Origin of the sequence: Streptomyces zaehneri (assembly GCF_032248645.1) — a bacterium.
In the GTDB taxonomy this organism is placed as follows: domain Bacteria; phylum Actinomycetota; class Actinomycetes; order Streptomycetales; family Streptomycetaceae; genus Streptomyces; species Streptomyces coriariae.
In genome coordinates this window covers 79,447-102,072 of record NZ_JASTTJ010000002.1, presented here as the reverse complement: position 1 = coordinate 102,072, position 22,626 = coordinate 79,447, and the positions used below count along the sequence as shown (strand labels likewise).

General features: G+C 72.8%; 19 protein-coding genes. 12 read left to right on the top strand and 7 right to left on the bottom strand.

Annotation, left to right across the window (positions count from 1 at the left end):
• Nucleotides 1-133: 133 nt before the first annotated feature.
• Together QQM72_RS03295 and QQM72_RS03290 are read right to left on the bottom strand one after the other, a co-directional pair.
• On the bottom strand, nucleotides 134-958 hold the full coding sequence (locus QQM72_RS03295) for an MOSC domain-containing protein (RefSeq protein WP_314219248.1): 825 nt from the start codon (nucleotides 956-958) through the stop codon (nucleotides 134-136).
• A 39-nt stretch (nucleotides 959-997) separates the two neighbouring features.
• Nucleotides 998-1,429, bottom strand: a complete 432-nt coding sequence (locus QQM72_RS03290; RefSeq protein ID WP_020125984.1) for a DUF6643 family protein — start codon at nucleotides 1,427-1,429, stop codon at nucleotides 998-1,000.
• Nucleotides 1,430-1,710: 281 nt separating this feature from the next.
• Between QQM72_RS03290 and QQM72_RS03285 the strand changes: the two genes are divergently transcribed.
• Nucleotides 1,711-3,033, top strand: coding sequence for a TerD family protein (locus QQM72_RS03285; RefSeq protein WP_314219247.1), 1,323 nt, complete (start codon nucleotides 1,711-1,713; stop codon nucleotides 3,031-3,033).
• A 53-nt stretch (nucleotides 3,034-3,086) separates the two neighbouring features.
• Here QQM72_RS03285 and QQM72_RS03280 read toward each other — a convergent pair whose 3' ends face one another.
• Nucleotides 3,087-4,250: a glycosyltransferase gene (locus QQM72_RS03280; RefSeq protein WP_399076063.1), complete on the bottom strand. Its 1,164-nt coding sequence runs from the start codon at nucleotides 4,248-4,250 to the stop codon at nucleotides 3,087-3,089.
• A 69-nt stretch (nucleotides 4,251-4,319) separates the two neighbouring features.
• On the opposite strand from QQM72_RS03280, the gene QQM72_RS03275 reads away from it, so the two are divergent.
• Nucleotides 4,320-5,105: a glutamate racemase gene (locus QQM72_RS03275; protein WP_314219245.1), complete on the top strand. Its 786-nt coding sequence runs from the start codon at nucleotides 4,320-4,322 to the stop codon at nucleotides 5,103-5,105.
• A 105-nt stretch (nucleotides 5,106-5,210) separates the two neighbouring features.
• The gene (locus QQM72_RS03270; protein WP_314219244.1) at nucleotides 5,211-5,786 is read left to right on the top strand and encodes a hypothetical protein; all 576 of its coding nucleotides are present in this window, start codon (nucleotides 5,211-5,213) and stop codon (nucleotides 5,784-5,786) included.
• A 25-nt stretch (nucleotides 5,787-5,811) separates the two neighbouring features.
• On the opposite strand, the gene QQM72_RS03265 is transcribed toward QQM72_RS03270, so the two are convergent.
• Entirely contained in the window at nucleotides 5,812-6,894 is a 1,083-nt protein-coding gene (locus tag QQM72_RS03265; RefSeq protein ID WP_314219243.1) for an O-antigen ligase family protein, read from the bottom strand.
• 219 nt (nucleotides 6,895-7,113) lie between these two features.
• Here QQM72_RS03265 and lnt point away from each other — a divergent pair, with 219 nt between their 5' ends.
• The 4 genes from lnt (at nucleotide 7,114) to QQM72_RS03245 (ending at nucleotide 12,102) form a co-directional block, all read left to right on the top strand.
• On the top strand, nucleotides 7,114-8,724 hold the full coding sequence (lnt, locus tag QQM72_RS03260) for an apolipoprotein N-acyltransferase (protein ID WP_314219242.1): 1,611 nt from the start codon (nucleotides 7,114-7,116) through the stop codon (nucleotides 8,722-8,724).
• A gap of 26 nt (nucleotides 8,725-8,750) precedes the next feature.
• Complete coding sequence (locus QQM72_RS03255; RefSeq protein WP_314219241.1) at nucleotides 8,751-9,230, top strand: NUDIX hydrolase; 480 nt, start codon at nucleotides 8,751-8,753, stop codon at nucleotides 9,228-9,230.
• Between the two features lie 54 nt (nucleotides 9,231-9,284).
• Nucleotides 9,285-10,088 (top strand): 3-hydroxybutyrate dehydrogenase, encoded by an 804-nt coding sequence (locus QQM72_RS03250; RefSeq protein WP_314219240.1) that lies wholly within the window; start codon nucleotides 9,285-9,287, stop codon nucleotides 10,086-10,088.
• Nucleotides 10,089-10,173: 85 nt separating this feature from the next.
• The gene (locus QQM72_RS03245; RefSeq protein WP_314219239.1) at nucleotides 10,174-12,102 is read left to right on the top strand and encodes a helix-turn-helix domain-containing protein; all 1,929 of its coding nucleotides are present in this window, start codon (nucleotides 10,174-10,176) and stop codon (nucleotides 12,100-12,102) included.
• Between the two features lie 62 nt (nucleotides 12,103-12,164).
• Here the strand turns inward: QQM72_RS03245 and QQM72_RS03240 are convergent, their stop codons facing one another.
• Entirely contained in the window at nucleotides 12,165-13,598 is a 1,434-nt protein-coding gene (locus QQM72_RS03240; RefSeq protein WP_314219238.1) for an MFS transporter, read from the bottom strand.
• A gap of 232 nt (nucleotides 13,599-13,830) precedes the next feature.
• Here QQM72_RS03240 and QQM72_RS03235 point away from each other — a divergent pair, with 232 nt between their 5' ends.
• Together QQM72_RS03235 and QQM72_RS03230 are read left to right on the top strand one after the other, a co-directional pair.
• A complete protein-coding gene (locus tag QQM72_RS03235; RefSeq protein ID WP_314219237.1) occupies nucleotides 13,831-15,636 on the top strand; it encodes a RecQ family ATP-dependent DNA helicase in 1,806 nt (601 codons plus the stop codon).
• A gap of 495 nt (nucleotides 15,637-16,131) precedes the next feature.
• The gene (locus QQM72_RS03230) at nucleotides 16,132-16,944 is read left to right on the top strand and encodes a VOC family protein (protein WP_314219236.1); all 813 of its coding nucleotides are present in this window, start codon (nucleotides 16,132-16,134) and stop codon (nucleotides 16,942-16,944) included.
• Between the two features lie 92 nt (nucleotides 16,945-17,036).
• On the opposite strand, the gene QQM72_RS03225 is transcribed toward QQM72_RS03230, so the two are convergent.
• Nucleotides 17,037-19,343: an ATP-binding protein gene (locus QQM72_RS03225; RefSeq protein WP_314219235.1), complete on the bottom strand. Its 2,307-nt coding sequence runs from the start codon at nucleotides 19,341-19,343 to the stop codon at nucleotides 17,037-17,039.
• A 278-nt stretch (nucleotides 19,344-19,621) separates the two neighbouring features.
• On the opposite strand from QQM72_RS03225, the gene QQM72_RS03220 reads away from it, so the two are divergent.
• Complete coding sequence (locus QQM72_RS03220; protein ID WP_314219234.1) at nucleotides 19,622-19,765, top strand: hypothetical protein; 144 nt, start codon at nucleotides 19,622-19,624, stop codon at nucleotides 19,763-19,765.
• A gap of 83 nt (nucleotides 19,766-19,848) precedes the next feature.
• Nucleotides 19,849-20,523, top strand: coding sequence for a DUF4232 domain-containing protein (locus tag QQM72_RS03215; protein ID WP_314219233.1), 675 nt, complete (start codon nucleotides 19,849-19,851; stop codon nucleotides 20,521-20,523).
• 272 nt (nucleotides 20,524-20,795) lie between these two features.
• Here the strand turns inward: QQM72_RS03215 and QQM72_RS03210 are convergent, their stop codons facing one another.
• Entirely contained in the window at nucleotides 20,796-21,197 is a 402-nt protein-coding gene (locus tag QQM72_RS03210; protein WP_314219232.1) for a ribosomal maturation YjgA family protein, read from the bottom strand.
• Between the two features lie 318 nt (nucleotides 21,198-21,515).
• On the opposite strand from QQM72_RS03210, the gene QQM72_RS03205 reads away from it, so the two are divergent.
• The gene (locus QQM72_RS03205) at nucleotides 21,516-22,547 is read left to right on the top strand and encodes a hypothetical protein (RefSeq protein ID WP_314219231.1); all 1,032 of its coding nucleotides are present in this window, start codon (nucleotides 21,516-21,518) and stop codon (nucleotides 22,545-22,547) included.
• Nucleotides 22,548-22,626: the final 79 nt, after the last annotated feature.

Genomic DNA, 22,626 nt, shown 5'->3' with positions numbered 1-22,626 from the left:
CGCGCGAGCCCGGGGAAAGAGAGAGCGAAATCACCAGAGCCCGGGACCTCTCATGAACTTCTCACGCAATCCCAACGCTCCGAAGCCGGGCGGGGGTTCCCACGGATCGCCGGGCATCCGGCCCAGGCCGGAACTATGCGATGACGCGCACCGGATCGCCGACTCTGATCGTGCCGTGACCGAGCGGCACCAGGTTCTGTCCGAAGATCAGCTTGCCGCCGAGGCGCCGATGCCGGCCCAGGGTGTGGAGGGGCTCCTTGCCGCGTGTCGCGGTGCCCTGGTCGGTAGTGGTCACGACGCAGCGGCCGCACGGCTTGGCGACCCGGAACTCGACCTCGCCGACGACGAGGCCCGACCAGCCGTCCTCCGCCCACGGATCGGTGCCCGCCAGGACCAGGTTCGGCCGGAAACGGTTCATCGGCAGTGGGCCCTCCTCGGCGTGCTCGCCCTGGGCGATCAGCGAGTTGAGGGCGTCCAGGGACGTGGTCGTGGCGGCCAGCAGCGGATATCCGTCGGCGAACGTGACGGTCTCGCCGGGCCGCCCGTACTCGGGGTCCACGGGCCGACGGGTCGCGGGGTCGTCCATGTGCACCAGCCGCACGTCGGCGCCGAGGTGGGCACTGCACCAGGCGTGCGCGGCGTCGTCGGCGAGGACCCCCTCCACCTTGTCGCGGAAGATCTCCATCGACACCGTGCCCACCGGCTCTGGCACCGGCACGGTCAGCGGCTCCAGACCGGGCGCGGACAGACGCACGCCGCCGCCGGGCAGAAGCCCGGCGGCGGCCAGCGCGAGGCGTGGCTGCTGACGTTGTGTGACGACCCTTCCCCCGTGGTCGATCAGCGCCCAGCGTCGGTCCCCGGCCAGCCCCCAGGGCTCCACGACGGCCTCCCGGGGTGCCTGACCCGGGAACGCCTTGACCGGATGGATGTGAATCGACAGCAGCTGCACATGCCCCATGGGGTCATCCTGCCAGGTGGCGCCGACGACCCCGTGGGCTCAGTAGCCCCGGTACTGCTGGTTGTACGGGTCCTGGTACTGGGGCGCGGCGGGCCGGGGAGCGGCCGGACGCATGGCGTCGTAGCCCGTGCCGGGGCCCGCCGGACGCGGCTGCTGCTGCGCCTGGGGTCCGGGGTAGCCGCGCGGAGCGCCGGCCTGCGGCGGGATGTACGCCGCCGGAGCCTGCTGCAACGGCGCGGGCTGCTGCGCCTGCGGGTAACCGTAGCCGTAGGACTGCGAGGGGCCCGCCGGGAGGGCGGGCAGCGCCGACGGCAACGCGGGCAGGTTGCTGCTGCCCATGTCGTACGCGGCGGGGACCCGGATCGGGGCGATCTGCGGGGTGCCCCGCTCGGCCACGAGCGAGTCGTAGATCGGAGTGTCCGGGAAGGAGGCGTAGTAGCCGCCGCCATAGGTGGAGCGGGGGGAGGTCATGGCACATAAGTTAAGCCCACGATGTGCTGGTTGGGGAGACCGATAAGAGGGTTGATTTCCGTGTCCGCAGTGACCTCGGACCCCCAATGCGAGCGAACTTGGGAAAAAAGGACGGCACGTGCCCTTCCGATCGTGTAAAGGCCGAGTTCCGAGCGCGTTACCGGCGGTTGGTCAGCGCTGATCCCGCCCTCCCGATGGGAGTTCCCCGTCCCGCGCAATAGGTTGGCCGGAAAGACAACCCGAGGGGTGCCGAGGCGTGCGGCCCGGTGCACTGACACGCGATGGGGGCGTACATGTCAATGTCGAAGGGATCCAATGCTCCGGTGCCGACCACGGCACTGCGGGTCGAACTGGGCTGGCGCGCGGGAACGGGCGTTCCGGACGCGGACGCCTCGGCGCTGCTGCTGGTGGCCGGAAAGGTCCGTTCCGACGCGGACTTCGTCTTCTACAACCAGCCGGCCCACTCCTCCGGAGCCGTCCGGCACGAGGGCAAGCGCGACGCCGGGGGCCGGGTGACCGACAGCCTGCTCGTCGACCTCGCGCGCGTGGAGCCCGCGATCGAGACCGTCGTCCTGGCGGCCTCGACGGACGGCGGCTCGTTCGGGCGGGTGCCGGACCTCTACATCGAGGTACGGGACGCGGCGCAGGGCACCGTCGTGGCACGGTTCGACAGCGCGGGCGCGACGGTGGAGACGGCCTTCGTGCTGGGGGAGTTCTACCGCCGCCAGGGCGCCTGGAAGTTCCGGGCCGTCGGCCAGGGCTACGACAGCGGTCTCGAAGGCCTGGCCACCGACTTCGGGATCACCGTGGACGAGCCGCAGCAGGCGGCCGCCCCGGCCCCGGCGAGCCTTCAGGTTCCTCCTCCGCCGCCATCCCGGCAGCCGACCATGCCCGCCATGCCGGCCACCGTGCCCCCGCCCGTCCACCAGGCACCGCCGCCTCCGCCGGCACCGCCCGTCGCACCGGTCCGGCTGACCAAGGTGACGCTGACCAAGGCCGCCCCGTCGGTCTCCCTGAGCAAGCAGGGCGGCACATCGGGCGCCCTGCGCGTGAACCTGAACTGGGAGGTGCGCAAGCAGTTCTCGGGGTGGGGCAGCAAGCGGGGCCGCGCGGTCGCCATGCACAACGACCTCGACCTCGACCTCTGCGCCCTGTTCGAGCTCGCCGACGGCCGCAAGGGCGTGGTCCAGGCCCTCGGCAACGCCTTCGGCGCCCTGCACCAGCCGCCGTACATCCACCTCGACGGCGACGACCGCACCGGCGCCCTGGCGAGCGGTGAGAACCTCACCGTGAACCTCGACCACAAGAACGACTTCCGCCGCATCCTGGTCTTCGTGACCATCTACGAGGGCGCGCGTTCCTTCGCCGACCTGCACGCCACCGTCACGCTGCAACCGCAGTTCGGCGCCGCGATCGACTTCTCCCTGGACGAGTGCACGGTGCCCTCGACCGTGTGCGCGCTCGCGCTGATCACCAACAACGGTGGTGACCTCGTCGTCCAGCGCGAGGCCCGCTATCTGGTGCCCGAGCGCGGGGTGAGCCCCCAGCGGACCCTCGACTACGCCTACGGGTGGGGCATGAACTGGACGCCGGGCCGCAAATAGAGGCCGGCCCTGTGGTCGGGGGCCTGGGTTGACAGGGGTCCCGGTACGACGGCTCAGCCCTCGTCCGCGACGGCGTCCGGACGGGCGTAGGTGCGGCCCTTCCAGGCCGCGCCGCGTCCCCGGTAGTGCTGGACCGCGGAGTCGACCGTCATCAGCAGGTAGAGGAACGCGGTGAACGGCAGCAGGGGAGCGAGCCACAGCGGCTGCCGGTAGTAACGCAGCATCGGCACGTATGTTCCCGCCATCACCAGCCACGCCAGACCGCCGAACACCGCGGTGGCCCCACTGCCCGCGGCGAGCCCGCCGAGCAGGGCGAGCGGAGGCACCAGGTACACCAGCGCCAGGCCGAGCACCGTGCCGGTCAGCAGGAGCGGACTGTGCCGCAACTGCGCGTAGGCGCTGCGCGAGACCATCCGCCACAGATCGTGCAGCCTCGGGTACGGCCGCACGCTGTCCACCCGGTCGGCCAGCCCCAGCCAGACGTGACCGCCCGCACCCTTCACGGCCCGCGCGAGCGCCACGTCGTCGATGACCGCGTGCCGGATGGCGTCCGGGATCCGCGCCCGCTCGGCCGCGTCGGTGCGCAGCAGGACGCAACCGCCCGCGGCGGCCGCAGTCCGCGCCCCGCGTCGGCCGATCCGCCGGAAGGGGTAGAGCTGCGCGAAGAAGTAGACGAAGGCGGGTACCACCAGCCGCTCCCACACGCTCTCCACCCGCAGCCGGGCCATCTGGGAGACGACGTCGAACCCTCCGGTGCGGGCCGCCGCCACCAGCTCCCGCAGACTGTCGGGCCCGTGCGCGATGTCGGCATCCGTGAGGAGGAGGTACTCGGGCTCACGCGCCCGTGCCAGGCCGATGCCGTGACGCACCGCCCACAGCTTCCCGGTCCAGCCCGCGGGAGGTTCGCCCGGCGAGTCCACGGTCAGCGGGAGCCCGCCCCGCTGCCGGGCGAGCGCGCGCGCCAGTTCCCCCGTGCCGTCGGAGCTGCCGTCGTCGACGAGGAAGATCTCCGCCCGTCCCGGGTAGTCCTGCGCGAGCAGGGAGGGCAGGCTCGCGGGCAGCACCGCCGCCTCGTCGCGCGCGGGGACGACGACGCAGACGGACGGCCACTCCCGTGGCTCCTCCCGGGCCGGCAGCCTGACGTCCGTGCGCCAGAAGAAGCCCTGACAGAGCAACAGCCACAGCCACGCGGCCAGAGTCACGGCGGCGATCCACACGATGGCGCTCACGCGCGCAGTCTGCCCCACGCCACAAGGCCGCAAGAGCACATCGTCTATGGTGGCCGGGTGAAGATCGCGCTCATGGACTCCGGAATCGGCCTGCTGGCGGCCACCGTCGCGGTACGGCGCCTGCGACCGGACGCCGATCTCGTGCTCTCCCTCGACCCCGACGGCATGCCCTGGGGCCCGCGCACCTCGCAGGACCTGACCGAGCGTGCCGTGGCCGTCGCGGAGGCCGCCGCCGCGCACCTGCCCGAGGCGCTCATCGTCGGCTGCAACACGGCGACCGTGCACGCCCTGCCCGCGCTGCGGGCGCTCCTCGAACCCGGCATCCCGGTCATCGGCACCGTCCCGGCGATCAAGCCGGCCGCCGCCGGCGGCGGCCCCGTCGCGATCTGGGCCACGCCCGCCACCACCGGCAGCCCCTACCAGCGCAACCTCATCCGGGACTTCGCCGGGGGAGTCACGGTCGCCGAGGTGCCCTGCTGGGGACTGGCGGAGGCGGTCGAGCACGCGGACGAGGCGGCGATCGACGACGCGGTCGCCGCGGCCGCCGCCCTCACCCCCGAGGAAGTAACGACCGTGGTCCTGGGCTGCACCCATTACGAACTGGTCGCCGACCGCATCCGTGCCGCCGTACAGCGCCCCGACCGGCCGCCGCTCGTCCTGCACGGCTCGGCCGGAGCCGTGGCCGCGCAGGCACTGCGCCGCATCGGCGCGCGCCCCGCACCCGAGGCAGCGGCGCTCGGCACCGTGACGGTGCTCCTCAGCGGCCGTCCCGGCGCTCTCCCGGCGCCCGCCCTGGCCTACGCGGAAGGCCGACTGCTGGAGGCCGTCAGCGCCCCCCGGTGACCGACGGGCCCGGACCGGCCCCCAGGGGCCGCCCGCCGTCCAGGCGGAGCAGTCACCCTGCGCTACGTGCTACCGGCGCAGCGAAACCTGAGTAACCTCATGAATATGAGGGACCACCCCCACGACGAGAGCATCCCGCTTCCCGACGTCCCGCATGCAGACGCCCCGCATCCCGACGTCTGGACCGGACGCGCCACCAACCGGTTCCAGTGGGTGCTCGCGCTCGTCGGCGCCGCCTGCATGGCGCTCGGCGTCGAGCTCGCCGTCGAGTCCGCGTGGACGTCCGGCATCGCCCCCCTCGCCATGTCCGTCGTCGGTTGTATCGCCGCCGGGTTGCTGGTTCTCTTCGGCACCCTCGCCTTCGTCCACGTCGACCTGAAGCTGGACAAGGAGTCGCTCGAAGTGCGCTGCGGCCACATCGGGCTGCCGCGTCGGCGGATCCCGCTGGCCCATGTCGCCGGGGCCGACTTCGTACCGCTCGTCACTCCGCGCCACTGGGGCGGCTGGGGCTATCGCTGGCGGCCGGAGAAGGGCACGGCCGTCGTGGTGCGTCGTGGCGAGGGTGTGCTGCTGCGGCTCTGGGACGGTCACACGTTCACCATCACCGTGGACGACGCGGAGTCGGCGGTGCGCGTCATCAGGGACCGGCTGCGGGCGGGCACCTCGGGCCCCACGCCCTGAGGGGCGCCCCGGCAAAGCACTGGGGTCAGGCGGCCGGGCGGTCGCCGTGGCGCAGGTGCCGATCGAGTTCCGGCCGGGTTTCGGGCACCGCGGGTTCCTCGGCGAGCGGCCGGGCCGTGGCCAGGCCGGCCAGCAGTCCCGCACCGACCGACACCGTGGTGAAGCTCAGCGCGTTGCCGATCGCGGCGACGGCGGCCAGGGCCGTGAGCGCGGCACCCGCGGTGAGGACGACCGGGGTGGGGCGCGGCGCCCGCCAGAGGGCGAACAGCACCCAGCAGAAGGCCGCGGCGAGCAGCACCACGCCGACGACACCCTGCTCCGCCGCCAGCTGCAGCGGCGCCGAGTGCGGCTTGCCGTCGGACAGCGTCGAACGCGCCGCCGCACCGCTCAGCTCCCCGAAGCGCCCGGGGCCCACGCCGAGGCCGGCCTCCCCGTGGGCCATGCCCAGGGCGTCGCGCCACAGATCGACCCGGTGCGCAGTCAGCCGGTCCGTCAGAGACCCGGCGAGGCCGCCGGCCAGCACGTTCCCGGCGACCGCCCAGATCAGGCCCGTCACCAGGGCGGCGGTCACGGCCAGGGCCGCCAGCCACGGTCCCCGGCGGCGCATCCGGCCGGCGGCCAGGGAGCACAGCAGTACCGCGCAACAGGTCACCACGGCCGTGGTCGAGCCCAAGAAGGCCCCGGCGACCGTGATGCCTCCGGCGAGCAGCCACAGGCCGAGCCGCACCACCGGCACGGGGGTCGCCCAGGCGGCGCAGCACGCGGCACCGGCCGACAGGGTCAGCACCGCGGCGGTGGCGCCGGCGTGACCCAGTGGCGCGACGATCTCGGGGCCCGGGGCGAGCCGGGGCCGGGCCACCGACAGGGTGAGCCCCGCCAGCGCCCCTGCACAGGGCCCGGTGACCGGCAGCAACACCCCGAGGATCCGCCCCGCCGCATAGCCGGCGGCCACCGCCAGCACCGCGAGCAGGAAACCCTCGGGGCGTCCGTCGTGCACGGCGGCGGTGACCAGGGACCAGATGGCGCAGGCCCCGAGCACGGCGACGCCCGCCGCGTCAGAAACGTTTCGTCTTTCCCCGTCCCCGTCCGTGTCGAGCGCGGACGTCATCCCCGTGGAACCCACCAGTCCCCCCGAACCCGGTCGCCCCCCGACCGTGACGGCCCTGAACCGTGACGGACCCCGGCCGCCCGCGCGACCTGGGGCACTGGCACACCGTAACGGCTGATGGGCGGTTTGTGGATGAGTTGCGCCGGGTTGTGCGGGCGGCGGAGACCGCCCCACGGACTGCGCTGTCGGCCAAAAGGTCACTCGCCGTACACTCCCGGAGTGACCGTCACCGCAACTTCCGTGGGCCAGCCGGACCAGCTGGAGCCCCAGGCCGCGCGGGCCCCGCGCGGCGCGCGGCTCCTGCGCATCGTCCCGGCCGCCGCAGCCGCGCTCTCCGGAGTGCTGCTCTACGTCAGTTTCCCGCCGCGCACCCTGTGGTGGCTGGCGCTGCCGGCCTTCGCCGTCCTCGGCTGGGTGCTGCGCGGGCGCAGCTGGAAGGCGGCCCTCGGTCTCGGCTACCTCTTCGGGCTGGGTTTCCTGCTGCCGCTCCTGGTGTGGACCGGTGTCGAGGTCGGCCCCGGGCCCTGGATCGCCCTGGTGGTCATCGAGGCGGTCTTCGTCGCGCTGGTCGGCGTGGGCGTCGCGGCCGTGTCCAAGCTGCCGGCCTGGCCTCTGTGGGCGGCGGCGCTCTGGATCGCCGGTGAGGCGGCACGCGCGCGCGTGCCCTTCCGCGGCTTCCCCTGGGGCAAGATCGCCTTCGGCCAGGCGGACGGCGTCTTCCTGCCCCTCGCCGCGCTCGGCGGCACCCCCGTACTGGGCTTCGCCGTCGTCCTGTGCGGTTTCGGCCTGTACGAGGTCGTGCGCCTCGTACAGGAGCGGCGGCGCTCGGGTGAGGTGCGGCGGTCGGCGGCCGCTCTGGCCCTGCTCAGCGTGGCGGTCCCGGTCGTGGGCGCCGTGGCCGCCCGCTCGCTCGTCAGCGACAAGGCGGAGGACGGCACCGCGACGGTCGCCGTCATCCAGGGCAACGTCCCCCGTCTCGGTCTGGAGTTCAACGCCCAGCGCCGGGCCGTGCTCGACTACCACGCGCGCGAGACGGAGCGCCTGGCCGCCGAGGTGAAGGCGGGCAAGGTCGCCCAGCCCGACTTCGTCCTGTGGCCCGAGAACTCCTCCGACATCGACCCCTTCGCCTACGCCGACGCCGCCGCGGTCATCGACAAGGCGGCCAAGGCGATCGACGCGCCCGTCTCCGTCGGCGGCGTGGTCGAGCGGGACGGCAAGCTCTACAACGAGCAGATCCTGTGGGACCCGGTGAAGGGACCCACCCAGACGTACGACAAGCGGCAGGTCCAGCCGTTCGGCGAGTACCTCCCGCTGCGCTCGTTCATCGGGGCCGTCAACGAGAACTGGACCTCCATGGTCGGCCAGGACTTCAGCCGGGGCAGCAAGCCGGGCGTGTTCGACATGGACGGGACCGAGGTCGGCCTCGCCACCTGTTACGAGGCGGCCTTCGACTGGGCCGTGCGCGACACGGTCACCCACGGCGCCCAGCTGATCTCCGTGCCCAGCAACAACGCCACCTTCGACCGCAGCGAGATGACCTACCAGCAGCTGGCCATGTCAAGGGTCCGCGCCGTCGAGCACAGCCGTACCGTCACGGTGCCCGTGACCAGCGGGGTCAGCGCCATCATCATGCCGGACGGGAAGATCACCCAGAGGACCGGCATGTTCGTCGCGGACTCCCTGGTGCAGAAGGTGCCCCTGCGCTCCTCCGAGACACCGGCGACGAAGCTCGGCATCCTGCCCGAGATCGCCCTGGTGCTCGTCGCCGCGGGCGGCCTGGGATGGGCGATCGGCGCCGGGGCGCGGGCCCGACGGAGCGCCACGGACTGAAACCGGCGCCCCGATAGGGTCGCCGTATGCCGACTCCTGACTTCATCACCGAGATCCGGGCCTCCGCGGGCCACCAACTGCTCTGGCTCCCCGGCGTGAGCGCCGTCGTCTTCGACGACGAGGGGCGGGTGCTGCTCGGCCAGCGCGCGGACAACCACGAGTGGTGCGTGATCTCGGGCATCCCGGAACCGGGCGAGCAGCCCGCGGACTGCGCGGTACGGGAGGTGTACGAGGAGGCGGGCGTGCACTGCGTCCCCGAACGCGTCGTCCTGGTCCGTGCAGGCCGGCGGGTGAGGTTTCCGAACGGCGACGAATGCCAGTTCATGGACGTCACCTTCCGCTGCCGGGCCGTGGGCGGTGAGGCGCGCGTCAACGACGACGAGTCCGTCGAGGTGGGCTGGTTCGCGCTGGACGCGCTGCCGCCGATGCAGGACCGGCAGCTGTTCCGCATCAAGCAGGCGCTCGCCGACGAACCCACATGGTTCGAGACCACGTCTTCCGCGTGAAGTATGGGCGATGACCACATGGGACGGTGACCCGGCTCTGCCTAGGCTCGTCGCATGACTTCGCCCCAGGCCGCCGCTCCCGGTCCCGCCACTCCCTCGCTCGACCTCGGCGGCCGCACCGCCCTCGTCACCGGCGCGGCCGGCGGCATCGGACGGGCCTGCGCGCTGCGGCTCGCGGCCGCCGGGGCCAAGGTCCGCGCCGTCGACCGGGACGCGGCAGGACTGGAGACGCTCGCCGGGAGCGCGGCCGGTCTGTCCGGCTCGCTCGAACCGTACGTCCTGGACCTCACCGACCTGGACGCCGCCGAACTCGCTGCCGCCGGGACCGACGTCCTGGTCAACAACGCGGGGCTGCAACGGGTTGCCCCACTGGAGGAGTTCCCGCCGGACGTCTTCCACACGGTGCTCACCGTGATGCTGGAGGCACCGTTCCGGCTCATCCGCGGAGCCCTGCCCCACATGTACGGGCAGGGCTGGGGCCGCATCGTCAACGTGTCCTCCGTGCACGGACTGCGCGCCTCCGCCTACAAGTCGGCGTACGTCGCCGCCAAACACGGACTCGAAGGCCTCTCCAAGACCGCCGCCCTCGAAGGCGCGCCCCACGGTGTGACCTCGAACTGTGTCAACCCCGCCTATGTGCGCACCCCGCTCGTGCAGCGGCAGCTCGCCGACCAGGCGCGGACGCACGGCGTGCCCGAGGAGCGCGTGCTGGCCGACGTGCTGCTGCGGGACAGCGCCGTCAAGCGGCTCATCGAACCGGAGGAGGTCGCCGAGGCCGTGGCGTACCTGTGCGGCCCGCAGGCGTCCTTCGTGACGGGTACCTCGCTGGTCCTCGACGGCGGCTGGACCGCGCACTGAGCGCACCGAGTACCCTGCCCGCCCGCGCCGGCGGAGTTGTCCACAGGGCTGACGGGGCGGCCCGGCGATGAGGAATCCTGTGAGCATGTCCCGCGATCACCTGAAGGGCGCCACGGCAGCCCTCGGTCCCACCTATGACGCCGACGCGCCGTTCCTCGAGCTGCTCGCCCGGGGCGCGGCCGCCGAGGCGTACGACCGGCCCGTGCTGCTCGCCCGCGCCGAGGGAGGGTCCGGCGAACGGATCGCGGCACTCGAACACGCCAAGCTGCTCGCGCTGCGGGTCCGCTCCGAGCTGGAGGGCCGACGCCGCCGGGAGGCCGAGCTGTCCGCCCTCTTCGAGACGGCCCACGACCTCGCGGGCCCACGCGACGTGGACGCCGTGCTCCAGGCGATCGTGCAACGGGCCCGCTCGCTGCTCGGCACCGACATCGCCTACCTCAGCCTGCACGACCCGGCCAGGGGCGACACGTACATGCGGGTCACCGAGGGTTCGGTCGCCGCCCGCTTCCAGCAGCTGCGCCTCGGTATGGGGGAGGGACTCGGCGGCCTGGTCGCCCAGACGGCCCGCCCCTACGTCACCGACGACTACTTCCGTGACGACCGCTTCCGGCACACGACGACCATCGACGCGGGCGTACGCGACGAGGGACTGGTCGCGATCCTCGGGGTCCCGCTGATGCTGGGACCCCACGTCATCGGGGTGCTGTTCGCCGCCGACCGGCGCGCCCGGGTCTTCGAACGGGAGCAGATCGCCCTGCTCGGATCCTTCGCCGCGCTCGCCGCGGCCGCCATCGACACCGCCAACCTGCTCACCGAGACGCGTTCGGCCCTGGCCGGCCTGGAGCACGCCAACGAGATCATCCGGGACCGCAGCGCCGTCATCGAGCGCGCCTCCGACGTCCACGACCGGCTGGCCGAACTCGTCCTGCGCGGCGGCGGGGTCCACGACGTGGCCGCCGCGGTCTCCCAAGTGCTCGACGGCACCGTGGAGTTCCTGGAGACCGCGCCGGCCGCCGCCGTGGAGGCCTCCCGCGCGGAAGGCCACGCCGTACGCCATGAGCACGACTGGATCGCGGCGGTCGCGGCGGGCGGCGAACTGCTCGGCGCCCTGGTGCTGCGCGGCCACCCGGGCCTCGACCCGGTCGACCAGCGCACCCTGGAGCGGGCCGCGATGGTCACCTCCCTGCTGCTCCTGGCCAGACGCTCGGCCGCCGAGGCCGAACAACGGGTTCGCGGCGAGCTCCTCGACGACCTGCTCGAAGCCCGCGACCGTGACCCGCGTCTGCTGCGCGAGCGCGCCACCCGGCTGCACGCCGACCTCGACGCGACCCATGTCGTGCTCGCGGCCCGCCTCGACGCCGCCGCACCCGACGCCGACCAGGAGGCGGCCGCGCGCCGCCGCCTGTGGTCCGCCGCCTCTCACCTGGCCACCACCCGGCACGGCCTGGCCGCCGCCCGCGACGGTGGCACCGTCCTGCTGCTGCCACTCGAACACGGCGACACCGCAACGGAGTTGGCCCGACGTACCGCGCTGCACCTCGGCACCGCCGTGCACGAAGCGGTCACCGTCGGCGCGTCCGCCCCCGTACGGGGCCTCGCCACCGACCCGGACACGGTGGTCGCCGGGTACGCGGAGGGCCGCCGCTGTCTCGACGCCCTGCGGCTGCTGGGCCGTTCCGGCGACGGGGCGGCCGCCGAGGACTTCGGCTTCCTGGGGCTGCTCCTCGCCGGGGACCGGGACGTGGCGGGCTTCGTGGAGCGCACCATAGGACGCGTCGTCGCCTATGACGAACGACGCGGCACCGACCTGCTGCGCACCCTCGACGCGTACTTCGCGTCGGGCATGAGCCCGGCCCGCACCAAGGACGAACTCCACGTCCACGTCAACACGGTGGCCCAGCGACTCGAACGCGTCGGCCGCCTCCTGGGCGACGACTGGCAGAGCCCGGCGCGCGCACTGGAGATCCAACTTGCCCTGAGACTGCACCGATTGGCGACCCCGGCGCCGCACTGAGCGGCCCCCGTACGCGCGCGGACGGCGTACGGAGGCGTTGTGCGGCGGCCACGGGGACGGGATCAGACGACGCGCGCGTCCGTCGCCGGGGTCTGCGGGTGCTCCGAGCCCACGCCGGGATCGCCGTCGGTCTGCTTGCCGCCGGCCGGATCGGCCGGATCGCCGTCGGTCAGGTCACGGTGACGGGTCTCCTCGGCGACTCCCACGGCGACGACTGTCAACACAGCCGCGGCGATCACATAGAGGGCGATCGGGGTGGAGCTGTCGTAGTCGGCCAGCAGCGCGGTGGCGATCAGCGGCGCCGGCGCGCCCGCGGCGACCGAGGCGAACTGGGCGCCGATGGAAGCGCCGGAGTAGCGCATCCGGGTCGCGAACATCTCGGAGAAGAAGGCGGCCTGGGGCGCGTACATCGCCCCGTGCAGCACCAGACCCACCGTCACGGCGAGGACGAGACTGCCGAAGGTGCCGGTGTCGACGAGCGAGAAGAAGGGGAACATCCAGAGCCCGATCCCGACCGCGCCCAGCAGATACACCGGCCGGCGCCCGACCCGGTCGGACAGCGCACCCCAGGCCGGGATCACCGCGAAGTGCACGGCGGAGGCGATGAGCACGGCGTTGAGAGCGGTCTGCTTGGAGACACCGGCCGAGGTGGTCGCGTACACGAGGATGAACGCGGTGATGACGTAGTAGGAGATGTTCTCCGCCATCCGCGCGCCCATCGCGACCAGCACGTCACGCCAGTGGTGCCGCAGCACCGACACCAGCGGCAGCTGCTCGGCCTGCGCCGAGCGCACCGCCTTGCGGGCCTCGGCCTGCGCCAACGCCTGCCGGAAGACGGGGGATTCATCGACAGACAGACGTATCCACAAACCGACGACCACCAGTACCCCGGAGAGCAGGAAGGGGATCCGCCAGCCCCAGGAGGCGAAGGCGGCGTCCGAGAGCACGGCCGTGAGCAGCGACAGCACACCGGTCGCGAGCAACTGCCCCGCGGGGGCGCCCGTCTGCGGCCACGAGGCCCAGAAACCGCGCCGCCGCGCGTCCCCGTGCTCGGACACCAGCAGAACGGCTCCGCCCCACTCACCGCCGAGCGCGAACCCCTGGACCAGCCGCAGCACGGTCAGCAGCACCGGGGCGGCGCTCCCGACGGTCGCGTGTGTCGGCAGCAGCCCGATCGCGAAGGTCGCCCCGCCCATCAGCAGCAGGCTCAGCACCAGCAGCTTCTTGCGCCCGAGCCGGTCCCCGTAGTGCCCGAAGACCAGCGCGCCGAGCGGCCGCGCGGCGAAACCGACGGCGTAGGTCAGGAACGACAGGAGTGTGCCGACGAGCGGGTCGGAGTCCGGAAAGAACAGCCTGTTGAAGACGAGAGCGGCGGCCGAGCCGTAAAGGAAGAAGTCGTACCACTCGATGGTGGTGCCGATGAGGCTGGCGGCGACGATGCGTTTGAGGCTGGCTGGAGTTCCCGGGGATGGCGGAGCGGTCGCGGGGGAGGACATCGGTACCACTTCCAAGCGGTTGGCGGGGACGTTCCGTGTCGCCATACCGTAGGAATCCGCAGGTCAGGGGCACATGTGGTGGGACACCATAGTTCTGCGTGCGGAGGTGCGTGCGACCACCATGACAGCGTCGCTGGGCCTCCACGAGAGCGAATCGTGAGGCGATATCCCGGCGAACCGGGGTAGCCGCCAGGCACACGGCGGTTGGACGCCAACCCTTTGAAGGAGAACCATGTTCGCACTCACGTCCCGTCGTCTGCGCGGCATCGCTCGTCGGGTCTTCGGGTGGCAGCAGTTGCGTCCGGCCCAACTGAGCGCGATGAAGGCCGTGATGAAGGGGCGTGACGTACTCGCCGTCATGCCGACCGGCGCGGGCAAGTCGGCCGTGTACCAGGTGCCCGCGGTCTTGCTCGGCGGTCCCGTCGTGGTCGTCTCGCCGCTGATCGCGCTTCAGCGGGACCAGATGCAGAGCCTGCTCGGATCCGGCGCGCTGCGCGCCGCCGTCATCAACTCCGCGCAGCGCCGAAGCGACAACGAGACGGCGTGGGCCCGCATCAGCGCCTCTTCGGTCGACGTGGTCTTCCTCGCTCCTGAGCAACTCGCCAAGCCGGACGTCACGGACCGGCTCGCCGCCGTCCGGCCTCGGCTGCTGGTGGTGGACGAGGCGCACTGCGTGTCGTCCTGGGGGCACGACTTCCGTCCCGACTACCTGCGGCTGCGCCACGCGCGCGAGCGGCTCGGCAACCCGCCGGTGCTCGCCCTGACCGCGAACGCGGCCGCGCCGGTGCGCCGGGACATCGCCGAACGTCTAGGCATGAACGACCCGGTGGAGGTAGTGGCCGGCTTCGACCGACCCAACATCCACCTGGACGTGTCGACCTTTCAGGACGGAGCCGCCAAGGAGCGGTTCGTCGTGGAGCGGGCGGCCGTCGAGGAGAAGCCGGGAATCGTGTACGCGGGGACGCGGCGGGCCGCGGACAGCTATGCGGAGCAGTTGAGCGACCTCGGACTGTCCGCCGCGAGCTACCACGCGGGCCGGTCCGCCGCCGAGCGCGGCCGGACGCAGGACCGCTTCAGCTCCGGTGAACTCGACGTGGTCGTGGCGACCTCGGCGTTCGGGATGGGCATCGACAAGGCGAACGTACGGTTCGTGCTGCACGCCTCCGTCCCCGGCTCGCTCGACGCCTACTACCAGGAGATCGGCCGGGCCGGCCGCGACGGGGCACCGGCCAGGGCGATCCTCGCCTACCGTCCGCAGGATCTCGGCCTGCAGCGCTTCTTCGCCGCCGGCGCTCCCGACGCCGACGCGTTGCGCCGCGTCGCCGCACGGCTGCGCGCCGAGGAGGGCGCCGTGGGCGCGACCCGGCTCCGGGCCGACTGCGAACTCGGCGCGACGGCGCTGTCCGCCGTGCTGAACCTGCTGGAGGAGGCCGGGGCCGTCCGTACCGGACGGGACGGCAGCCGCTTCACCGGCGCGGCCGGCACCGACGGCGCCTCCGCGGATGACGACGTCGACGCCGCCGTGCAGAGCGCCCTCGCCGTCCACGCCACGCACCGTAAGCTCGAACAGTCCCGGGTCGACATGATGCGCGGGTACGCCGAGACGACCGACTGCCGACGACGTTTCCTCCTTGGTTACTTCGGCGAGTCCGTCCCCGTCCCGTGCGGGGCGTGCGGCAACTGCACGGGCCCGGTGGCCAAGCCTGCGGCCGGGCTGAGGCGCGGGCGGTCCGAGGACGCCGGACGGCCGTACAAGGCGGCCACGCGGCAGGGCCGGTGGACCCGGGCCGGTGCGCGTGCGGGCGGCTCTTCGGGTGCGGTCCGGGCGGTGGAGACCGTCGCACGGCCCGCGGCGGACGACCACCCCTACCTGCCGGGCGTCAGCGTGCGCCATGACCAGTGGGGGCAGGGGGAGGTCATGAGCGAGGGCGACGGCAAGATCACCATCCTGTTCGAGTCGGTCGGCTATCGCACCCTGTCGCTGGCTGTGGTGACGGACAAGCAACTGCTCGCCACCTTGCCCGACTCAGCGCGCTGACGCTGGACCCGCGAGTCCGGGGCGTCGAGCAGCAGCACGGGCACCCGTGGCCCCGCACCCGCGTATCCGCAGTTCACCACGCCCGTCCCCACGTGTTCGCAAGCCCGGCATCCCCCTCAGCACATCCAACAGGGCCCCCGGCGGCGGGAAGAAGACCCAGTCCCTGGCCTTGGCGACGTCCCGCAGCGCCCGTTCCGTCGCCGGCTCCGGGTCCGCGCCCTTCAGGTAGTCGTGGAGGGCCACGCGGTACGACGTGAAGGCGGAGCGGTCCTCGGCGGTGAAGGCGGGGCCGGTCAGGACCGGGGGAGCGAGGTCTTCGCGTACGCCGGTGATCAGGGCGAAGGCGGTGGCGGTCCGCCAGGTGCCCGCGCTCGCGTCCTCGCCGCGGGTGGCCGGGTGGCCGGGTGGCCGAGGGTACGGACGCGGCCGACGCGCGATTGTCGGTGGCCGGTGTCACGCTGAAACGGCACAGGAACACCTGCGAAGGGAACAGCCGTGATCACGACCGACCTCACGCCCGGCTCCCCCTGCTGGCTCGACCTCGGTGCGCCCGACGTCCGCGCCGCCGCGGCCTTCTACGGCTCGGTGCTCGGCTGGGGCTACGAGTCGATGGGCGACGGCGGGGGCGAGGGCGCGGACATGGAGGGCGGGATGTTCCAGAAGGACGGCAAGACCGTCGCCGGTCTGGGCAAGCTGTCCGAGGAGGGTGCTCGCTCGGCCTGGATGATCTACTACTGCGTCACCGACGCGGATGCCACCACCCAGGCGGTGGAGGGCGCAGGCGGCGTGGTCCGGGTGCCGCCGAGAGACCTCGGTGAGTGGGGGCGGATGGCGCAGTACACCGACCCGTCGGGCGGCCAGTTCGCGGTCTGGCAGCCAGGCGGGAACGCGGGCTTCGAGCTGGCCGACGTGCCGGGTTCGCTGTCCTGGACCGAGCTGTACACGAGCGATGCCGCAGCCGCGAAGGAGTTCTACGGCGCGGTCTTCGGCTGGCGGTTCAGCGACACGGAAATGCCGGGCGGCGGGGGCACGTACACCCTCATCACGCCTGCCGGGCTTCCCGAGGAACGTATGCAGGGCGGCCTGATGCAGGTCCGCGAGGAGGACCTCGCCCTGGCGGGCGGGCAGGCGTACTGGCACCCGGTGTTCGCCGTCGCCGACTGCGACGCCGCCGTTGCCGCGGTCACCGGGGGCGGCGGCAGCGTGCAGATGGGCCCGACGGACGCGGAGGGCGTCGGCCGGCTCGCCGTCTGCCTCGACCGGTCCGAAGCCGACTTCGTGGTGCTCACCCCGTCCTCCCCGAGCTGAGCGTTCCGGTTCATCCTCGAGCCGGCGGCGCGACACCGCCGACCGGTCCTGGGCGCACCTGTGCGGCAGCCGGTGTGCGGGGCCGGCCGACCTCACATGACAGTGCCGGCCTGGTCGAGTGCGTCGAGTGCGGCGGCGGCCTGTACGAGGAGCGGGCTTCTCAGCGCGGCGAGGCCGTCGTGGGCGGCGATCAGCGTCTCCCGGGCCTCACGGTGCCCCGTGGCACTGAGCACCCGGCCCAGATCGAGCCGAGCCGGTTCGATCCAGGCAGGCATCTGCGCGGCTTCGAAGTCGGCGAGCGCTTGCCGGAGCGGCGGTTCGGCCTCGTGCCAGCGCTCCAGGGCCGCCAGGTCGTTGCCGATCTGCTGCCGGGTGACCGCGTGATACAACGCCATGAGCTCGTCCGTCCGCCCCGCAATCCCCGTGCGGCAGATCTGCTCGCTGCGGCGGTGGATGTCGAGGGCCTCCGCCGCCCGGCCGGTGTGCCGCAGCAGGGTACCCAGGCTGTTGAGGATCGTCAGTTCGGCCAGCCGGGCCTGCGGGGAGTCCTGCGAGGCGAGGCGACGGGCCGCCTCGCGCAGGCGGCTGTGGGCCTCCTCCGCCCGGCCCAGCCGGTGGAGCGCGCCCGCACCGTAGCCGAGTGCCCAGCCTTCCTGAAGCCCGTCCCCGCAGTCCCGGGCCGCCACAAGCGCGGTGTCGGCCGTGGTCAGGGCGGCTTGGGGATCGTGGACGCAGAGGTTGTAGGCCCAGGCGAGGTAGTTGAGGTGGACCGCCTCCTCTCGTCTGCTGCCCAGTGAGCGGGCGGAGTCGACGGAGCGTCGGAACACCTCCACCCACTGCTCCCAGTGCTGGTTGACATCGGAGAACCAGTGCATCGCCTCCGCCGTGTCCAGAACCTGTCGGTGCCAGCCCGTGCCGTGGGCCCGGCGCAGCGCGGCGAGCCACTGGGCGCGCTCGGTCTCCAGCCAGGCCCGCGCCTCCTCCCGACCGGCGGGCGCTCCGTCCGGGTCCGGGTCGCCGTGCTGCGCGGTCCGGTCGTGGTCGACCTCGAAGTACAGCGCGGCGGCAGTGGCCCGGCGCAGCATCCATCGCGCGGTCCGGTCGAGGGCGGCGTCGCGGACGGCGGGGCCGTCCTCCGCCTCGGTCTGCTCGGCCGCGTAGAGCCTGAGCAGGTCGTGGAAGCGGTAACGCTCGGCGCCGGCATCGCTCTGCAGGAGCCCGGCGTCGGTCAGCTCCTCCGCGCAGGCGAGCGCCTCGTCGTAGGACAGACCGGCCAGGAGTGCGCCGGTCTCGGGGCTGAAGTCCGCTCCGGCGGCCAGCGCGGCGCGGCGCAGGAACGTCCGTGAATTCGGGGGTAGTTGCCGGTACGAAAGCGCGAAGGCGGCACGCACCCGCAGGCTTCCGGCCTGGAGGCCGTCCAGCCTGCGGCCTTCGGCGGCGAGGCGGGCGACGAGCTTGTCCAGCCGTTCGTGCGGCCGGCTCAGGAGCCGTTGGCCGGCGATCCGGACGGCCAGTGGCAGGTGTCCGCACAGGTCGGCCAGGTCGCGTGCGGCCTGCGCCTCCGCCCGGACCCGTTGCGCACCGAGGATGCGGGTGAGGAGTTCCACGGCCTCCTCGCGTCGCAGCAGGGCCAGATCGCTGCGGTGGACGGACTCCAGACCCGCCAGGGCGTTGCGGCTGGTGACGATGGTCAGGGACGGGCCGGTGCCGGGCAGCAGGGGGACGACCTGGGATTCGTCGGCTGCGTTGTCCAGCAGCAGGAGCACCCGTCGGTCACCGACCAGGGACCGCCACAGGCCGGCACGGTCGTCGGCGTCGGCCGGTATCGAGGCGCCGGCGACTCCCATCGCGCTGAGCAGCCGGGCCAGCAGGTCCCGGGGGACGGCCGGTTCAGGATCCATGCCGCGCAGGTCCAGGGCGAACTGCCCGTCAGGGAAGTGCGGGGCGAGGCGATGCGCGGCGTGCACCGCGAACGCGGTCTTGCCCAGACCGGGTTGCCCGGTGACCACGGTGACCACCGGCCGCCCCGGATCGGCGTCTCGTGCCAGGTCCAGCAACCGGCCCAGGGCCGGGGCGCGCGCGGTGAAGTCCTGGATGTCACGCGGCAGGGCCAAGGTGGCGGGGACGGCGGGGCCGGAGGCTGCCCGGGGGCGCGGACGCCCCATGGCGGCGGACTTCTCCAGGTCCGCCGCCTCGTCGTCGCCCAGCCCCAGTGCTTCGGCCAGAGCCTGAACCGTGCGGCGCTGCGGCCCCCGGGTACGCCCGCGTTCCATGTCCGCCAGTGATCTGACACTCACCCCGGCGGCATGGGAAAGCGCCTCCTGGCTCAGCCCGGCGCCGGCCCGCAGACGGCGCAACTGCTGCCCGAAGTCCCCGGTGAGAGGCGTGGCACCGCGCACTGTTGATGTCCCCGATCGTCCGGCTCTTCCTGCGCGAGCCCCCGGCAGAAGTATGGCGGACGGCACTTCTGCCGGGAGAACCGCCTGGGAGACGGAGACCGTCGGTGATCGACTGAGGACAGGCGCGGGAGCGGCCCCTGGTTCCACGGAGCCGGGCAACGAACCCTCGGCGGACGGATTCCGCGGGGACGGCCTGTGCGGGCCGTGCAGCCGCACTGACCAGCCGCCGTCGACCGGCCATCACCCGCATGCGGGTGATCGCTTGGGGGAGATCTCACATGAACAGCAGCATTGAGCACAGCGTCGGGGTGTCCAGGCGCAGCGTTCTCAGCGTCCCCGAGGTGCTGGCGGCGGCGCACGCCTGTCCCCGCGAGTTCGTGTACACCCTCCCGTCCGACCACCGGCCGGGCAAAGGCAACTGAGAACCGCGGACCACCAACAGGACCACCACGGCCGACGGCACCGAGCCGCGGCTCCACACCACTCACCAACGGGGGAACTCTCCATGAACACGCTTCGTCACCGCTCCACGCTGCTCGCTGTCGCGGGCACGGCCCTCGCCCTGTCCCTCACGGCCTGCCAGAGCGACGCGGACACCAAGTCGGCCCCCGCGGCGACCTCTTCGGCGACCGGTAAGGCGGCGGACGGCACGGGCACCAGCGCCTCCGGTTCGAAGGGATCGACGGACTCGACGGGCCCGGCGGAATCCACCGACGCCGACGGCGCCGCGGGCTCGGCCGGCGAGCAGGCAACCGCCTCAACCCCGGTGTGCACCGCGGGGGACGTCACCGTCACCGCCGCCACGCAGGACGGTCCGCCCTACACCCACCTCGTCCTCACGGCGAAGAACACCTCCCGCCACTCCTGCCGGCTGACGGGTTTTCCGCACGTCCAGTTCCTGGAGAGCCACAAGCAGGACGTCGAGGCCGTCGCCAAGAGCAAGCCCGCCGCGCCGGTCGTGCTCGCCGCGGGAGCGCCGGCCTACGCCCTGGTGAAGCTGTCCGACGGCGGGGTCGACGAGGACAACGAGCCCGTGTCGGCGTTCTCCGTCATGCTGGAGGGCGACTCCACCGTCATCGCCGTCACCGCGCCCGCCAGCGACGGCGTCGCCGTCGATCCGGCAAAGGCCCTCACCGGCTACTGGACCCCCGAACTCCGCAACGGCGCGGATGACTTCTGAGACCCGCTGCGAGGCATGACGGCCTCGACCGGCCCCTCTCCGCGCGGCCACGTCAGGCGCCACAGATCCGCCTGACGGGCCGCGGGTGAGTGGCGCGCGACGGCGTGGCCGACATGGCACCTGCCGGGTGGAGGAACTGCTCCACGGGGCCTGCCGGACGAACGGAGCCGCCTCACTTCCGGAGAGGGCGGAGCGGGAGATCCTGCCGGCAGGACGCGGTGTCCGATGCCGTTCGCCGCCGCTCGCCGCCCTTCGCCACCAGAAGGCTGGTATCAACCGGGTCCTCCGCGCGGACGTGCCGGGGAGCGCCCCATCGCGGTGTGGACGAGCCAGCCCCCTGCCGCACCGACCGCGTACCAGAACAGGTCGGGTGGATTGAAGGTGGAACCGAGCACGAGGCGGGTGACGGCGCTGCGCTGGGAGAGCTCCGCCGTCACCTCGCTGAGCTGCAGGAACTCGACCCCGCAACTGATGGCCAGTGCGCTCGCGGCGGCCGTCAGGGGCGTCAGCCGTGGCGCCACCAGTACGACGAGGGTGAGCAGCAGGACGGTGTACAGCGCGTCTCCGCCGTACTTGGCCAGGCTTCCCGTGGCCACCGCCCGGAGTCCCAGCCCCGCGCCGACGGTCACCACCGCGGCCCCGGCCGCCGCCAGTCGGATCCGTGCGGGTTCCACGGCGCGGTCATCGGTTCCGGGGACGAGGGGCACAGGGGCATACTGCCGGACGTCCGGTGCTCGCCGCGAGCACACCGCGGGCCGGACAGGAACCCCCGGCCGTCGCCCGCCGGTCCGGCATCGGAGCCGGTGGTGGCAAGGCAGTTGGTGATGACCGCACAGGGCCGAGGGCCACTCGACGCTCTTCCCTTACACAGGACGAGTGAATGAGCCGGTTGTTCAGTTCGCGGCGGGTGGCGAGTCTTCTACGGTCTCTGAATGGAGCCGAGGGCTGCAGGAAAGGTCCTGCGGGCGGGGGACCGGTGGAAGGCGCACCTGATGTCGGGATTGGCGAAGTCGCCGGACGTACTCGAGGTCCGGGCGGGCCGCTGCCATCGGACCGGGGCGTGGGCCTGGGGCGCGGTGGGCCTGGCCTGTCTCGTGGGAACAGCACTGGCCTTCAGCGGGCCGTGGGTGGCCGGGAGCGCGGCGGCGCGCAGGGTGGCCTTCGGGCCGTCCACCGCCTGCTGGGGGTTGGCGGCCTCCCTGGTGCTCCGTGCGTGGGGGTCGAGTGGACGGGTACGGACGCGTCTGCTGCTGTTGGCGGGTTCGGCGGTAGCCGGGGGTGTGTACCGGGGGGCGGTCGGTGTGCTGTCGGCTCACCCTCCGGGTCCGGGACGGGACGAACCATCGCTGCTCGGTTCGGTGGTGGTCACCGGAGTGACGCTGGCGGTCGGCCTGGGGATGGCCGGTCTGGTGGTCGCGGCCGATGCCGGCAAAGGCAGGCACGTGTTGCTGCGACGCGTGCTCGACGGGGTCGTCACAGCCGGGGTCGTGCTCATGATGGGGTGGGTGCTGCTGCTGGGGGCCGGTGTCGGCTGGCGGCTGGGGACGGGGATGGTCGGTGTCCTGTGGACCGCGGAGGTCGTGTTCCTCAGTTTTCTGTTCGCCCTGTGCCGTCTTGTACGGAGCGATCAGCGAGTCTCCTTGTGGGTCGGGATCGTCGGGCTGTCCCTCATGCTGATCGGCGACACCCTGCGCCTGTGGACGGTCGGCCCGCACAGCCCCGGGGCGATGTCCTGGCAACTGGTCGACACCTGCAGTACCGCGGGCCTGCTGGTGGTCGCCGTCAGCCCTTGGCTGCCCGGCGGGGCCGGCGTCCTGGGCACCGCTCAGCCGACGTTGCGACGGGGGACAGAGGGTGCCGCGGCGTTCGTCCCCCTGACGGTCTGCACCGTCACGGCGTTGGGATATGTGCTGGCTCCACCTGCCCGTGACCCGGTGCCGCTGTTGGTCGGCGGGGCGGTGCTGCTGAGTCTCTGGGCACGCCAGACGCTCCTGCCGAGCGAGAACACCGGAAACGACGACTGAGTCCCGTGCGGCTGTGCTCCCTGCTGCGGGCGCTTTCGCTCGCGACCCAGGCCGGACGAGGAGGGCGAGGCCGGGGCGC

What these genes read in the sequence shown, in the direction of transcription:
- QQM72_RS03295 (WP_314219248.1), bottom strand. Translation starts at nt 958, where the DNA reads ATGGGGCATGTGCAGCTGCTGTCGATTCACATCCATCCGGTCAAGGCG.
- QQM72_RS03290 (WP_020125984.1), bottom strand. Translation starts at nt 1,429, where the DNA reads ATGACCTCCCCCCGCTCCACCTATGGCGGCGGCTACTACGCCTCCTTC.
- QQM72_RS03285 (WP_314219247.1), top strand. Translation starts at nt 1,711, where the DNA reads ATGGGGGCGTACATGTCAATGTCGAAGGGATCCAATGCTCCGGTGCCG.
- QQM72_RS03270 (WP_314219244.1), top strand. Translation starts at nt 5,211, where the DNA reads ATGAGGGACCACCCCCACGACGAGAGCATCCCGCTTCCCGACGTCCCG.
- QQM72_RS03265 (WP_314219243.1), bottom strand. Translation starts at nt 6,894, where the DNA reads ATGACGTCCGCGCTCGACACGGACGGGGACGGGGAAAGACGAAACGTT.
- QQM72_RS03255 (WP_314219241.1), top strand. Translation starts at nt 8,751, where the DNA reads ATGCCGACTCCTGACTTCATCACCGAGATCCGGGCCTCCGCGGGCCAC.
- QQM72_RS03250 (WP_314219240.1), top strand. Translation starts at nt 9,285, where the DNA reads ATGACTTCGCCCCAGGCCGCCGCTCCCGGTCCCGCCACTCCCTCGCTC.
- QQM72_RS03245 (WP_314219239.1), top strand. Translation starts at nt 10,174, where the DNA reads ATGTCCCGCGATCACCTGAAGGGCGCCACGGCAGCCCTCGGTCCCACC.
- QQM72_RS03240 (WP_314219238.1), bottom strand. Translation starts at nt 13,598, where the DNA reads ATGTCCTCCCCCGCGACCGCTCCGCCATCCCCGGGAACTCCAGCCAGC.
- QQM72_RS03235 (WP_314219237.1), top strand. Translation starts at nt 13,831, where the DNA reads ATGTTCGCACTCACGTCCCGTCGTCTGCGCGGCATCGCTCGTCGGGTC.
- QQM72_RS03220 (WP_314219234.1), top strand. Translation starts at nt 19,622, where the DNA reads ATGAACAGCAGCATTGAGCACAGCGTCGGGGTGTCCAGGCGCAGCGTT.
- QQM72_RS03215 (WP_314219233.1), top strand. Translation starts at nt 19,849, where the DNA reads ATGAACACGCTTCGTCACCGCTCCACGCTGCTCGCTGTCGCGGGCACG.
- QQM72_RS03205 (WP_314219231.1), top strand. Translation starts at nt 21,516, where the DNA reads ATGTCGGGATTGGCGAAGTCGCCGGACGTACTCGAGGTCCGGGCGGGC.